Annotated in this window: 12 protein-coding genes and 1 tRNA gene; 7 read left to right on the forward strand and 6 right to left on the reverse strand. The window is 70.4% G+C overall.

The window, feature by feature from the left end; all coding sequences use genetic code 11:
- The first annotated feature begins 390 nt into the window (after positions 1-390).
- Complete coding sequence (locus ACIG0D_RS09445) at positions 391-894, forward strand: DUF6415 family natural product biosynthesis protein (RefSeq protein WP_399797702.1); 504 nt, start codon at positions 391-393, stop codon at positions 892-894.
- A gap of 419 nt (positions 895-1,313) precedes the next feature.
- On the opposite strand, the gene ACIG0D_RS09450 is transcribed toward ACIG0D_RS09445, so the two are convergent.
- Entirely contained in the window at positions 1,314-1,949 is a 636-nt protein-coding gene (locus ACIG0D_RS09450; RefSeq protein WP_399797705.1) for a hypothetical protein, read from the reverse strand.
- 908 nt (positions 1,950-2,857) lie between these two features.
- On the opposite strand from ACIG0D_RS09450, the gene ACIG0D_RS09455 reads away from it, so the two are divergent.
- Entirely contained in the window at positions 2,858-3,265 is a 408-nt protein-coding gene (locus ACIG0D_RS09455) for a hypothetical protein (RefSeq protein ID WP_399797707.1), read from the forward strand.
- An 81-nt stretch (positions 3,266-3,346) separates the two neighbouring features.
- Here ACIG0D_RS09455 and ACIG0D_RS09460 read toward each other — a convergent pair.
- Both ACIG0D_RS09460 and ACIG0D_RS09465 read right to left on the reverse strand, forming a co-directional pair.
- Positions 3,347-3,419 (reverse strand) — tRNA-Arg (locus ACIG0D_RS09460).
- 92 nt (positions 3,420-3,511) lie between these two features.
- Positions 3,512-4,888: a M6 family metalloprotease domain-containing protein gene (locus ACIG0D_RS09465; protein ID WP_399797710.1), complete on the reverse strand. Its 1,377-nt coding sequence runs from the start codon at positions 4,886-4,888 to the stop codon at positions 3,512-3,514.
- 259 nt (positions 4,889-5,147) lie between these two features.
- Here ACIG0D_RS09465 and ACIG0D_RS09470 point away from each other — a divergent pair, with 259 nt between their 5' ends.
- A complete protein-coding gene (locus tag ACIG0D_RS09470; RefSeq protein WP_399797713.1) occupies positions 5,148-5,792 on the forward strand; it encodes a TetR/AcrR family transcriptional regulator in 645 nt (214 codons plus the stop codon).
- A gap of 37 nt (positions 5,793-5,829) precedes the next feature.
- Here ACIG0D_RS09470 and ACIG0D_RS09475 read toward each other — a convergent pair whose 3' ends face one another.
- Positions 5,830-5,979, reverse strand: a complete 150-nt coding sequence (locus tag ACIG0D_RS09475; protein ID WP_399797716.1) for a hypothetical protein — start codon at positions 5,977-5,979, stop codon at positions 5,830-5,832.
- 41 nt (positions 5,980-6,020) lie between these two features.
- Here ACIG0D_RS09475 and ACIG0D_RS09480 point away from each other — a divergent pair, with 41 nt between their 5' ends.
- Complete coding sequence (locus ACIG0D_RS09480; protein ID WP_399797718.1) at positions 6,021-7,568, forward strand: MFS transporter; 1,548 nt, start codon at positions 6,021-6,023, stop codon at positions 7,566-7,568.
- Between the two features lie 36 nt (positions 7,569-7,604).
- Here the strand turns inward: ACIG0D_RS09480 and ACIG0D_RS09485 are convergent, their stop codons facing one another.
- The gene (locus tag ACIG0D_RS09485) at positions 7,605-8,117 is read right to left on the reverse strand and encodes a MarR family transcriptional regulator (RefSeq protein ID WP_365759681.1); all 513 of its coding nucleotides are present in this window, start codon (positions 8,115-8,117) and stop codon (positions 7,605-7,607) included.
- A gap of 144 nt (positions 8,118-8,261) precedes the next feature.
- On the opposite strand from ACIG0D_RS09485, the gene ACIG0D_RS09490 reads away from it, so the two are divergent.
- The 3 genes from ACIG0D_RS09490 (at position 8,262) to ACIG0D_RS09500 (ending at position 11,724) form a co-directional block, all read left to right on the forward strand.
- On the forward strand, positions 8,262-9,053 hold the full coding sequence (locus tag ACIG0D_RS09490; RefSeq protein ID WP_399797721.1) for a dioxygenase: 792 nt from the start codon (positions 8,262-8,264) through the stop codon (positions 9,051-9,053).
- A 367-nt stretch (positions 9,054-9,420) separates the two neighbouring features.
- Positions 9,421-10,419: an RNA polymerase sigma factor RpoD/SigA gene (locus tag ACIG0D_RS09495; RefSeq protein WP_399797724.1), complete on the forward strand. Its 999-nt coding sequence runs from the start codon at positions 9,421-9,423 to the stop codon at positions 10,417-10,419.
- A 450-nt stretch (positions 10,420-10,869) separates the two neighbouring features.
- On the forward strand, positions 10,870-11,724 hold the full coding sequence (locus tag ACIG0D_RS09500; RefSeq protein WP_399797727.1) for a TetR/AcrR family transcriptional regulator: 855 nt from the start codon (positions 10,870-10,872) through the stop codon (positions 11,722-11,724).
- 41 nt (positions 11,725-11,765) lie between these two features.
- On the opposite strand, the gene ACIG0D_RS09505 is transcribed toward ACIG0D_RS09500, so the two are convergent.
- Positions 11,766-12,731, reverse strand: a complete 966-nt coding sequence (locus tag ACIG0D_RS09505) for a helix-turn-helix transcriptional regulator (RefSeq protein ID WP_399797729.1) — start codon at positions 12,729-12,731, stop codon at positions 11,766-11,768.
- Positions 12,732-12,770 lie beyond the last annotated feature (39 nt).

Consider the following 12,770-nt stretch of genomic DNA (forward strand, 5'->3'; position numbering starts at 1 on the left):
CTCCCAGCGTCCACGACAGGCACCCTGTCCGATCGGCGTTCCGAGTAGCGTCGTCCGCAACTCGGCGCAACTGAGCCAGGATTGTGTGCAACTATCCGCAACTGCGATGGTGCCCGTCTGACCGCCCCACCTAACGTCCCGGCATGGTCACCACCTCAGACGACGTGGACAACGTCGACGCCTTCGCCGCTGTGGAGTCTCTCCGTGCCGCGCTCGGCGGCGCCGGGATCGTGTTGGCGTCCCCCGCCGCGGATCCGGCCACGCCGAGTCGCTCTCTTGTCGACCTCGGCCGCGTTCGCGCCGACGTCGCCATGCGGCTCGCGCACCCACTCCACCAGAAGGAGCCCGGCCACATGACCACGACCCTGCCGATCGACACGCGCCTCCTGCGTGAAGCCGCGCGCCACCTGCTCGCGGAGGACGCCGACCTGCCCCCCCGAGACCGAACTGGACTCGCTGACACTTCAGTTGCGCGGCCACCTCGCGCTGACCATTCCGGTCGTGGAGGACTTGGCCGAGCGGTTCCCCGAGGACGACGTGCCGCGTGCCTGCGCGCACTCCGCCGTCATGGCCGCCCGCGTCCGCCTCAACCGCGAGCCCGGTCGCACCTTCCCGTCCCGGATCGCGTATGCGCAGCGGCTGGCCCGCTCCGTCAACGCCCTGTGCGACCACTACGAGAACTTGAGCAGCAAGCAGCCCGCCATCATCGACCCGGGCACCGCCGCGTTCCTGCGCCTGGCGGACCACTGCCTCACCTGCCCGACCTGCCAGACCAGGGACGAGGAGACCGGCGCCAACGCCAACCTGCCATGCCCGGACGCCGCCCAGCTTTACGAGCCGTACCGCCGAGCGGTGCAGTGGCCGGCCGCCGCGCCGGGCCGGAGGCTGCCGTGACGCCCCGGGCGGTCCACCTCGGTCTGCCCCTCGCCTGGCCCGCCCCACCACCGGCCTGCGAGGTCTGCCAGGCCCTCGCCCGACAACGCACCCAAGCGGCAGCAGACGGTGATCACTCGCGGGTCAGCGACTGCAACGTGGAGATCCGCAACCATCACCCGGCACCACCCGCGTAGCTCCCGCTCCCGGCAGCAATGCCGACCGCGCCGACAGCGGATGAGGCCACCCACCCCCGAGGATGGCCGCCGCGAGGCCCGACCTCCGTGCCGATCACGTCGCGGAGGCGGAGCCGGGTCCACGCTCTCAGGTTGCGAAGCTGAGATGATCCAGGGCTTGCTGCGGTGGTCCGAGCGGAGCTTCATGCTTCATCGGACTCGAGGGTCACCCAGGGGCGGCAAGTACCCGGCCCCGAAAGGGTTTCAGTCGATCCTTACGCAGTAGACGAACGGTACGCTGGCCGTGCTTCGACCCGAGGTCAGATCGACAGCCTGAACACGGGAGTTGGGGTTTCCGGGAGCGCAGCGTCCGGGGAAGCCGGGGACGAAACCGAAACTCCCGCCAGCGTATCCAGAGTGCCTGACGGCCGTGACCGTCCAAATCCTGCTGACTGCGCCGGAGAACACGAGGCGGACCGGGCTGTTTATGTTGAAGTGGTCGCCGCTGACCTTGAGGGCGCCGTTTTCCGAAGTGATCCACACCCGCACCGCCAACCGCCGGTCATCAGCCCGACTGTTGTCGTATCGCGCCTGCGCGCGGGTCTGCGGGGTCACGCAGGTGTGGTCGCCGGAACCCCATGCCTCACGCCAGACATAGCCCTGCCTGCAGTAGCCGTTCGGGAGGGTCCTACCGGGGGCCAGAGCGTTGTCGTTGGCGGTGGCCGTACGCGTCTGCGGCGTGACGCACACGACATCGCCGGCACGCGCTTCCCTCCAGACATATCCCTGTCTGCAGGTGTTGGGCCCGTAGTCCTGAGCGTTGGCGGCCGACGGTGCGGATAGTCCGCCGCCGATCCCGGCGGCAACCACCATCGCCGAGGCCATAAAGCGCCTGAACATGGTTATACCTCCAGTTTCGAGGTCGCTATGGTTTTATCGTCCGTTTTCGCTGCGGAATCATCAAATCCTGGGAATGGAAGTCCGATCAGGCCTGAATGAGAGTCAGATCAGGTCTTAACGTGCGAAGCCGCCCGACTCGGCCATCCGCAGGAGTGCCAAGCACGCGGAATCATCGCCGCGACGTCGGACACCGTTGCGGCAGCATGGGGGATCGCATCTCCCGGATGCACATTGCTCGGTGGATCGAGGCTTGGGGTAAAAGGCTTTCTCATCACCTGCAGCCGGTCCCAGCATCGGCGCCGGATTCAGTTCCCGCCGTCGCGTGCCTGTAAGGGGCCTGCTGGTGACCCAAGTTTCATCGCACTGCATCGGGGCCTCAGGTCTAACGCGCGGGTTACCAGGTGACGGCCCTAATGACGAGGTTAATCACTGTGGCATGTGTCTTGCATCTCGGAGGGCGGTCCGTCCGTCATAGAGCGGTACCTAGCAGGCGCGTTGCATCGTCGGCACGGTGTTTCAGGGCGTCTTCCAGGTAGATCATGGCCCGCAACCGGCCCAGCGATCCGCGGATGGCCCTGGAATGCTCTCTTCGCAGCGCCGTTGCATTTTCAATGAGTTGACCTTCAGTGGTTCCTCAACTCAACCTGCGCTCGTAGTAGATTTCCGAGAAACCATAGATTTCACGGCTGTATGCCTCGACCTCGTGCCGAATAGAGGGCGAGGTCGTCGGGGGAGATCTCGCCGTCCGGCCCGGGGGCTGCGACCAGGAGTCGGATCGGGGCGTTGACCTGGCAGCAGGCCGTGAGGGTGAGGGGGTCGGTGAGTGGGCTCTTGATTGGTGCGTCGGGGGATCGTCCCCCCCGGAGACCACTGCCGTCTCCTGGGCCGCAGGGTGGCAAGCTGTGCCGATGAGCGACTACCGCCTGTGGCTCGCTGCGCTCCCGGAGCCCCTTGCCGAGGCCGACGCGCGGGTCTACTGGAATCTCAAGGACCCGACCCCTGCCCTCACCGAAGCGCTGGCCGGTGCGGCTTACTTCTACGTCGGCTCCTGGCAGGAGGCGCACGTGTCCGAGCACCCCCGGTCGGGGCGCAGCCCAGCGGTGCGGCTGTTCGACTGGCTGTTTCTGCGAGGAACGATCGACCGTTATCAGGCCCCCATGCTGGACCCGCGGCTGCGGGACGAACTGAGCGCTCTCTACCGGCCGCGTCCAGACGATCTGCCGTCCGAGTCCGTGGCCGCCCATGAGCTGGAGAGCTTCCTGGCTGGGCACATGTCCTGGTGCCTGCTCCCTGAGGAGACACCGCCGCTGCAGTGACGCCGCTGCAGTGACCGGCCTCGTGGATGGCAAAGGCCCCGGACCGGGATCGGTCCGGGGCCTTTGCCCTGTTCAGTGATGTGCCCCCGGCAGGATTCGAACCTGCGACACCCGCTTTAGGAGAGCGGTGCTCTATCCCCTGAGCTACGAAGGCAGTGGTGTGGGCGGGCCGTGGGGCCTGCGTCACCGCGGCCAGTGTAGCGGGTGGCGGATCAGGGGGTGGGGGGAGCGGGGGAGGGCGGGACGTCAGCTTCTCGTGACTCTGATCGTGTGCCCGTCGTCGTCCTCGTCCGCCGACTCCACCGAGATGCGGATGCCGTGCCGCGGGTCCTTGAAGGTCTCGCCGGGGGAGAAGGGGGCGTCGGAGAGCTCGGCGTGGACGTTGGGGCTGCGGGTGCAGCCGCCGCTGTCGCGGCGGGAGTCGTAGACGGTGACCGGGCCCTGGCCGGTGTCCACCGTCGCGTCGACCTTGTAGATGAGGATGCCGGGGCGGCACACCGCCTCGTCGTTGCCCTCGCGGGTGCGCAGCTCTACGGCGTAGCCGGTGCGGCGGTCGAGGGGGACGAAGACGAGTTTCGGGCCGCCGGGGCGGGCGAGCGGGGTGAGGGTGTGCTCGGTGGTGCCGGGGCGGGCGGCGCAGGCGACCTGGGTCGCGTCCAGCCAGCCCAGCTTCCACTTGTGCCAGCCGAGCAGGTCGTTGTTGGCGCCCCAGTCCTCGCTCATGATGTCCCAGTGGCCGACGGCGCCGCCGCCCTCCTGGGTGTAGAGGTCGGGCAGGCCGAAGACGTGCCCGTTCTCGTGGGGCAGGACGCGGTAGCCGGTGCGCGCGTAGGAGCCGGAGCCGTCGTCCTGGCGGGAGTAGACGAAGGACGCGTTCGCGACCGGCACCCCGTCCGCCGTGGGCGCCTCCGCGTTGCCGGCGAAGGTCACCGACAGGACCGTGTCCAGGGCGGACGGGCCCGCGTTCGGGGTCACCAGCACGTTCAGGAGGTCGTACGACCGGAAGTCCACCTTGGGATCGGCCGCGGCCACGATGTCCTGGACCAGCTTGCGGTAGCCGGGGTCGAAGGGCGCGCCGCGCTCTATGCCGTACTCCTCGAAGGTCCGCGGCATGCGCAGCCAGTCGCGGATGGGGGTGTCCGCGCGGTAGTCCAGGCGGCCGTAGGAGCTGGTGCGGAACCACTCCCGGGTCTGCGGGAAGAACTCGCGGTAGCGGTCCAGCGCCTTGCCGCTGCCCGGCGCGTCCGCGAAGTCGATCATCAGGGTGAGCGCGCGGACCGTGCCGGTGGAGGGGGAGTAGCCGTTGGGGGTGGGGATGCCCTCCGACATCTGGACGTCCCGGTCGCTGCGGATCATGCAGGGGGCCAGGGCGGAGGACTCGGCCGCGCTGATCGGGCGGGCGCCGGCCGTCGCCGGGCCGTCGGTGAGCCGGCCGCCGGCCGCCGAGGTGCAGACCGCCGCCGTCAGCGCGGTCACCGCCGTCAGGGCCAGGGCGCGCCTGCCGCGCCGTACCGCGCCTCCGCCGCGTCGTGCCCCGCCCGCCCCGTGCCGCCGGTCTCCGAGGCCGGGGACGGCACCGTGTCGTACCGGGCGTATCCGACGGCTGGACGGCTGCGGCTGCATGCATGGACCTCTCGCTCCAGGCAGCCGCCGTTCTCCGGCTGCACCCTTGCGATCACCCTCGGCCGGGCGTGGCGCGGGCGCGCGCTGGAGGAGCCGATCGTGGGTTTCTCACGCGTAGGTGCGTGATCCAGGTCACATGAAGTTCTCGCCTCGGCGGGAAATAAGCGGGGAGCCGATCCCCGTTTAACCATGCGTCCGAGCGAAACGGGGACTCGGTCCCCGGATCGCCTCAGCCACAGCCACGTTCTTGGAGTACGCCGTGCAGACCGCCACCCCCGCGCGCCGCAAGGCGGCCCGGCCGCGCGCCGACGCCCTGCGCAACCGGGAGCGGATCGTCACCGCCGCCCGGGAGATGTTCGTCGAGTTCGGCCCCGACGTGCCGCTCGACGAGATCGCCCGCCGTGCCGGCGTCGGCAACGCCACGGTGTACCGCAACTTCCCGGACCGCGACGCGCTGGTCCGCGAGGTCGTCTGCGCGGTCATCGACCGTACGGTGCGGGCGGCCGAGCGGGCGCTCGCGGAGACCGGGGACGCCTTCACGGCCCTGGAGCGCATCGCGCACGCCGCCGCCGACGAGCGGATCAGCGCCCTGTGTCCCATGGTCACCAGCACGTTCGACCAGAACCACCCGGACCTGGAGGCCGCGCGTCTGCGGTTCGAGAGGCTGGTCGGGGAGGTCATGGACCGCGCCAAGGCGGCCGGGCAGCTCCGTCCCGACGTCGGTGTCGGCGACCTGATGATCGGTGTCGCCCAGCTCAGCCGGCCCCCCGCCGGGACCGTCTGCATGAGCGTCGACCGCTTCGTCCACCGCCATCTTCAGCTGTACCTGGACGGACTGCGGGCTCCGGCCCCCTCCACGCTCCCGGGTACGGCCGTGACCCTGGAGGACCTGCGCCGGCCCTGACACACACGGATACGCATCCCATCCCTTCCGTTCACTCTCACTCGTCCGGCCGTCGATGGTGACGCGTCGTTCCTAGGCCATTCCCAGGCCACGGCCATTCCTTCTCCGGCCCCTGGGGCCGCCTCCTTTCCGTTCTCACAAGCCTCTTCTCCAGCTTCTTCTCCAGCTCCATCACCAGCTTCTTCACCAGCTTCCTCTCCGTCACGAAGTTCCGAAGTGGGTACCTCCATGTCTCAGACAGCCGCCAAGGCTTCCGCCATACCCGCCCCCGCGCCCGACCCCGGGCGCTGGAGAGCGCTCATCTTCATCGCGCTCGCCCAGCTGATGGTCGTGCTCGACGCGACCATCGTGAACATCGCCCTGCCCTCCGCCCAGCAGGACCTGGGCATCTCGGACGGCAACCGCCAGTGGGTGGTCACGGCGTACGCCCTCGCCTTCGGCGGTCTGCTGCTGTTCGGCGGCCGGATCGCGGACCTGTGGGGCCGTAAGCGCGCCTTCGTCGTCGGTCTGGCCGGCTTCGCCGTGGCCTCCGCGCTGGGCGGTGCCGCCACCAACGAGGCGATGATGTTCGGCGCCCGCGCCCTCCAGGGTGTCTTCGGCGCCCTGCTCGCGCCCGCCGCGCTCTCGCTGCTCGCGGTGATGTTCACCGACGCCAAGGAACGCGCCAAGGCGTTCGGCATCTACGGTGCGATCGCCGGTGGCGGTGGCGCCGTCGGTCTGATCCTCGGCGGGTTCCTCACCGAGTACCTGGACTGGCGCTGGACGTTCTTCGTCAACATCCCGTTCGCGGTGGCCGCCGCGGCCGGTGCCTGGTTCGTCATCCGTGAGCCGGAGGGCGGCCGCAACCGCAACCCGCTCGACATCCCCGGTGTCCTGCTGTCGACGCTCGGCCTGGTCGCGCTGGTCTACGGCTTCACCCGCGCCGAGTCCGAGGGCTGGAGCGACAGCGTCACGATCGGCATGTTCGTCGGCTCGGCCGTGCTGCTGCTCGCGTTCGTGCTGGTCGAGGCGAAGGTGAAGGCCCCGCTGCTGCCGCTGCGCGTGATCACCGAGCGCAACCGCGGCGGTGTCTACCTCTCGCTCGGCCTCGCGATCATCGCGATGTTCGGCCTGTTCCTCTTCCTGACCTACTACCTGCAGATCGTGAAGGGCTACTCGCCGGTCAAGACCGGCTTCGCCTTCCTGCCGATGATCGCGGGCATGATCACCGGCTCCACCCAGATCGGCACCCGCCTGATGACCCGGGTCGCGCCGCGCCTGCTGATGGGCCCCGGCTTCCTGGTCGCCGCCGTCGGCATGCTGCTGCTCACGCAGATGGAGGTCGACTCCTCCTACGCCGCCCTGCTGATGCCGGCGATGCTGCTGCTGGGCCTCGGCATGGGCACGGCGTTCATGCCGGCGATGTCCCTGTCCACGCAGGGCGTCCAGGCGCGCGACGCCGGTGTCGCCTCCGCGATGGTCAACACCTCGCAGCAGGTGGGCGGCGCGATCGGTACGGCTCTGCTGAACACCATCGCGGCCTCGGCCACCACGTCGTACATCGCCGACCACATCGGCTCGGCGACCTCCCGCTCCCAGCAGCAGCTGGTCCAGCTGGAGGGCATGGTGCAGGGCTACACCAGCGCGATCTGGTTCGCCGTCGGCATCCTGGTCGTCGCCGCGGCGATCGCCCTGACCTTCGTCAACGCCGGCCGTCCGAGCATGACGACGGTCACCGGCTCGGGCTCGGGCGCCACGGCCGACGACGAGGTGCCGGTGCCGGTGGTCGCGCACTGACCGCCGCACTCCGCTCGGCTCGGGTGAGCCCTCGGTTCACCTGAGCCAGGGCAGGTCCGCGCCCGCTTCGGCCGGCTGAAGTCCCTCGGCGACGATCCGCATGATCTCGCCGAGGGACTTCTGCTGTTCCGGGGTGAGCCGGTCGAAGACCGCCTGGCGTACGGCGGCGACATGGCCCGGCGCGGACCGCCGCAGCACCTCCATGCCTTCGTCGGTGAGGACGGCGAACTGGCCCCGCTTGTCGGAGGGGCAGTCCTCCCGGCGGACCCAGCCGTTCTTCTCCAGCCGGGCGACGGCGTGCGAGAGCCGGGAACGGGTGATCTTGGCGTACTTGGCGAGTTCGGTCATGCGCAGCCGGCGGCGCGGCGACTCGGCGAGCTTGACCAGCAGGCCGTAGTACACATGCGGCATTCCCGCGTCACGCTGGAGCTGACGGTCGAGATGGTCCTCCAGCAGGGTGGCGGCCTCGATGTACGAGCGCCAGACGAGCTGTTCCTCGGCGGTGAGCCAGCGGGGCTCCGCCGGGTCGGGTGCGGCTGCCGTGTTCATGAGTTCCACTCTACGAGGCCTGTCCTTGAACGTTGAACAAATGGGGCGTACGGTGGAAGTCGTAAAGCTTGAATGTTCAAGCGAACGCCCCGGTGATGCCCTACCGCCCTTTCCGGTGCCGTTCTCTGAAAGGAGTCGCCGGACATGTCCGCCACCACCCAGGAGCGCATGCCCGCGCTCTACCTCAGCCACGGTGCCCCGCCGCTCGCCGACGACCCCGTCTGGCCCGGTGAACTGGCCGCCTGGTCGGCCGCCCTGCCGCGCCCCAAGGCGATCCTCATGGTCTCCGCCCACTGGGAGGAGGCCCCGCTCGCCCTCGCCGCGACCGAGCCCGTCCCCCTCGTCCACGACTTCTGGGGCTTCCCCGAGCACTACTACCGGGTCCGCTACGACGCACCCGGCGCCCCCGCGCTCGCCGAGTCCGTACGCAAGCTGCTGCGCGCCCCCGGCATGCCCGTCCAGGACATCCCGGACCGGGGGCTGGACCACGGCGCGTACGTCCCGCTCGTCGAGATGTACCCGGACGCCGACGTCCCGGTCCTCCAGATCTCACTGCCGACCCTCGACCCGGTGCGGCTGATGGAGATCGGCCGCCGGCTCGCGCCGCTGCGCGACGAGGGCGTGCTGATCGTCGGCTCCGGCTTCTTCACCCACAACCTCGCCGCCCTGCGCCACACCGGGCCGGGGGTGCCCGGCTGGTCGGCCGAGTTCGACGACTGGGGGCGGCGGGCGCTGGAGTCCCGGGACGTCGACGCCCTGCTGGACTTCCCGAACAAGGCCCCGGCGGGCCGCTACGCCCACCCGCGCACCGAGCACTTCGCTCCGCTCTTCGTGACGCTGGGCGCCGCGGACGCGGCCGGTGAGCTGGGGGAACAGAAGTCCGTGATCGACGGGTTCTGGATGGGACTGGCGAAGCGGTCGGTGCAGTTCGGCTGAGCCCGGCAACCTCCGGGCGGCACGAGTCGTCTACCCGGGTGAAGACCTCGTGGTGTCGATGTGACGGCCGTCTCAAGCGCGGAGGGGTGGGGAGGGTGAGAGGGAGTCGCGAGGGCCGCCCCCACTCCCCGCCTGACCTGCGGTTCCGTGGTTCGCGACGGTGTCGCGCCGCCCGTGTGGCGGCACAGGGTACTGCATGATCAGAAAAATTGAGGGTCGGCTTGGGAATTCTGTCCGGATTCCAGTCGTTGTTTCCATCGGATGCAGGGCACTCGGCAGAGGATCGAGCAACCGGATCGAGAGTCCACAACCGGTGCCGAGCGTCCGAAGGAACGCCCGCTGACCTCACCATCGCAAGGGAGCACGCATGGCAACCCGTGCCGTCGCCCGTCGTACGTCCGCTGCCGGCGAGACCACCGACGCGGCAACCAGTGTTCGCGCCCATGGCGGCGAGATAGCGGACCGCGACCTGGTCGGCATGTACCTGGACGAGATCGCGCGGACGCCGCTGCTCGACGCCGCAAAGGAGGTCGAGCTGTCCCAGATCATCGAAGCGGGCGTGTTCGCGCAGCAGATCCTCGACGGGTACGAGCAGTCGAAGACCGAGGCCACCCGCGAGGAGCTGGAAGCCCTGGTCGCCGAGGGGGAGCGGGCCAAGGACATCTTCATCCGCTCCAACCTGCGCCTGGTCGTCGCCGTCGCCCGCCGCTATCCGCGCAGCGGCCTGCCCCTGCTGGACCTGATCCAGGAGGGCAACGCCGGCCTGGTCCGCGCGGTGGAGAAGTTCGACTACCGCAAGGGCTTCAAGTTCTCCACCTACGCCACCTGGTGGATCCGTCAGGCGATCACCCGGTCCATAGCCGACCAGTCGCGCACCATCCGCCTGCCCGTCCACCTCGTGGAGGAGCTGGGCCGCATCCGGCGCGTGCAGCGCGAGTTCAACCGTGAGCACGGCCGGGACCCGGAGCCCGCCGAGATCGCCGCGGAGCTGGGCTCGACGCCGGAGCGCGTGACGGACGTGCTCGACTGGGCCCGCGACCCGGTCTCGCTGAACATGTCCGTGGACGACGAGGGCGAGACCCAGTTCGGCGACCTGCTGGAGGACACCTCCGCGGTGTCGCCCGAGCAGTCGGTGCTGACCCTGCTGCGCAGCGAGGAGCTGGACGACCTGATCGGCCGCCTCGACCAGCGCACGGCCTCCATCATCAAGATGCGGTACGGCATCGAGGACGGCCGCGAGCGCACCCTGACCGAGGTCGGCAAGGAGCACGGGCTCACCCGTGAGCGCATCCGGCAGATCGAGAAGCACGCGCTGCTGGAGCTGAAGAAGCTGGCCCGGGACACGGGCTTCGACGCGGCGGCGTGACCTTGTGCGCGCGGCTGCGCGGACAGCCGTGCGCAGAGCTACGAGGACGGCCCTCCTGACGGCGTACAACCGACGGGGGGCCGCGTGCGCCGGGTGGCGAAAGCCCGCGCAAATGTGGCGATGTAACGTCGCTTCAACCCGGGAGAGGCCGGGAACAAGACTTCCGGGTACAGGAGTTCGGTACGCGAGACCTCGGTATCCCACCCACATGAGCCACGTCCCGACGCACTCCCCCCGGCGCCGGGACTCTCCCAGCCGGGCTTCGGCGCCTTCCCCCGGGCGCCGGAGCCCGGCTCTTCTTGTACGCGCTTTCCGGCTGCGGCAGTCGCGCGGTTCCGGCTGCGGTGCTCGCGCGCGGGCATGGCTGGGCGGCGGGGCACCCCGTACCTGAACCCCGGGGTGGCCCACCGCCGGATGGCAGATTCTGCCACATAGGCATAGCCTGACGGAGTGACCAGCACCACCCCAGCACAGCCGCCCCAAGGCCCGCCTCCCGCACCCTCGCTGACCGAGCGGCGCAAGGCGGCCACCCGGATGGAGATCGCGCGGGCGGCGGCCGGCCTGTTCGTCCGGCAGGGGCTGCGCGCCACCCGCGCCGAGGACATCGCCCAGGCCGCCGGGATCGCGCCGCGCACCTTCTACCGCTACTTCGCCTGCAAGGAAGAGGCCGTCGCCCCGCTCTACGCCGCGGGCGCCCAGCGCTGGGCCGAGGCGGTGCGCGAGGCCCCGGCCGAGCTGTCGGTGCCCGAGGCCCTGGAACACGCCGTCCGGAAGACACTGTCACCCGGCGCCGGGGTCTCGGCCGCGTCCTGGGAGTGGGTCCGCACCTTGATCCGCCTGGCCACCACCAGCCCTGCCCTGCGGAAGGTGTGGGCCGAGGTGTGCCAGGAGGCGGAGGTGACGCTGGCGGGGGTGCTGGCGGAGCGGACGGGCGCGAGCGCCGACAACGTTGCCGAGGGGGGCTCGTCGGGCGACGCGTCCGATGCACCGGCGCATGGTGCCGCTGCGTCCCATGCGTTCGATGCCTCCGATGCCTCCGATGCCTCCGATACGTCCGTGCCCGCCGTGTCTGCTGTGCCCGCCGCATCTGCTGCGTCCGCCGCATCTGCCGCGCCCAGCGCATCGTTTGCGCCCGCCGCGCCCGACCCGCGCTTCGCCGCCGCCGTGGCCAGTGCGGCCGTACGCGTGGCGGTGGAGAGTTGGGCGGCGGGCGACGCTCCGCCGACCGGGCCGGAGGGCCCCGCCGCGCTGGCTCTGCGCAATCTGGTGGCGCTGCGGGACTTCCCGTGGGAAGGGCCCTCTTAAGGGGCCGTCAGAAGGACGGCGACCGTGCTCCCGGTAGTGGCTCAGCCGCCCGCCGCCCGCGTCAGGCGTTCCCCCAACTCCCTTACGCACGCCACCAGTTCCGCAGGCTCCTGGACCGTGAAGTCGTGGCCCAGCATGGCCAGTCGCACCGCCAGCCACTCCACGGGGTCGCCGGTCGTGCCGCGCAGGCGGCAGGCGGTCTCGTCGACGGGTTCCGGTGGGCCCATCCAAGCCGGGAGGCGGTTCGCGACGGCCTCGGCGGGGGCGGCGAAGGTGACGGTGAAGTCGTAGGTCTCGCTCTGCCGGGCGATCGACCGCCGCAGATACTCCGCCGCGCTCCCCGTGGGCAGTTCGCGCGGGGTGAAGCGGGCGCCGGTGGCGAAGGGGTCGCTGATCCGGTCGACGCGGAAGGTGCGCCAGTCGGCGCGGTCGAGGTCGTAGGCGACGAGGTACCAGCGGCGGCCGGTCGACACCAGGCGGTACGGCTCGGTGAGGCGGCGGGACTCGGTGCCGTCCTTGGCGCGGTAGGCGAACCGCAGCCGCTCGTGGCCGGCCACCGTGGAGGCCATGACGGTCAGCGTCTCGGGGGCGATACTCGGGCCGTCGCCGCTGGTCAGCGGGGTGGTGGCGGCCTGGAGGGTGGCGACGCGGTGGCGCAGCCGGGACGGCAGCACCTGCTCCAGCTTGGCCAGGGCCCGCACCGACGCCTCGTCCACGCCCTCGACGGCGTGCCCGGCGCCGGCCCGCAGGCCGACCGCGATGGCCACCGCCTCCTCGTCGTCGAGGACGAGCGGCGGCATCGCCTTGCCCGCGACCAGCCGGTAGCCGCCGTCGGAGCCCTTGGTCGCCTGTACGGGATAGCCCAGTTCGCGCAGCCGGTCGATGTCCCGCCGGACCGTGCGCCGGGAGACGCCGAGCCGGTCGGCCAGCTCGCCGCCGGGCCATTCGCGCGGGGTCTGGAGGAGGGAGAGGAGCTGGAGCAGCCGGGCCGGGGTGTCCGTCGTCATGGAAACGAGCATGCCGGAGAAGTAGGACACGATCTGGCC

Origin of the sequence: Streptomyces sp. NPDC052773, from assembly GCF_044547145.1 — a bacterium.
Classification (GTDB): Bacteria; Actinomycetota; Actinomycetes; order Streptomycetales; family Streptomycetaceae; genus Streptomyces.

Excerpts from the sequence above, each read along its gene's own strand:
- ACIG0D_RS09450 (WP_399797705.1), bottom strand. The coding sequence starts at position 1,949 with ATGTTCAGGCGCTTTATGGCCTCGGCGATGGTGGTTGCCGCCGGGATC.
- ACIG0D_RS09455 (WP_399797707.1), top strand. The coding sequence starts at position 2,858 with ATGAGCGACTACCGCCTGTGGCTCGCTGCGCTCCCGGAGCCCCTTGCC.
- ACIG0D_RS09465 (WP_399797710.1), bottom strand. The coding sequence starts at position 4,888 with ATGCAGCCGCAGCCGTCCAGCCGTCGGATACGCCCGGTACGACACGGT.
- ACIG0D_RS09480 (WP_399797718.1), top strand. The coding sequence starts at position 6,021 with ATGTCTCAGACAGCCGCCAAGGCTTCCGCCATACCCGCCCCCGCGCCC.
- ACIG0D_RS09485 (WP_365759681.1), bottom strand. The coding sequence starts at position 8,117 with ATGAACACGGCAGCCGCACCCGACCCGGCGGAGCCCCGCTGGCTCACC.
- ACIG0D_RS09490 (WP_399797721.1), top strand. The coding sequence starts at position 8,262 with ATGTCCGCCACCACCCAGGAGCGCATGCCCGCGCTCTACCTCAGCCAC.
- ACIG0D_RS09495 (WP_399797724.1), top strand. The coding sequence starts at position 9,421 with ATGGCAACCCGTGCCGTCGCCCGTCGTACGTCCGCTGCCGGCGAGACC.
- ACIG0D_RS09505 (WP_399797729.1), bottom strand. The coding sequence starts at position 12,731 with ATGACGACGGACACCCCGGCCCGGCTGCTCCAGCTCCTCTCCCTCCTC.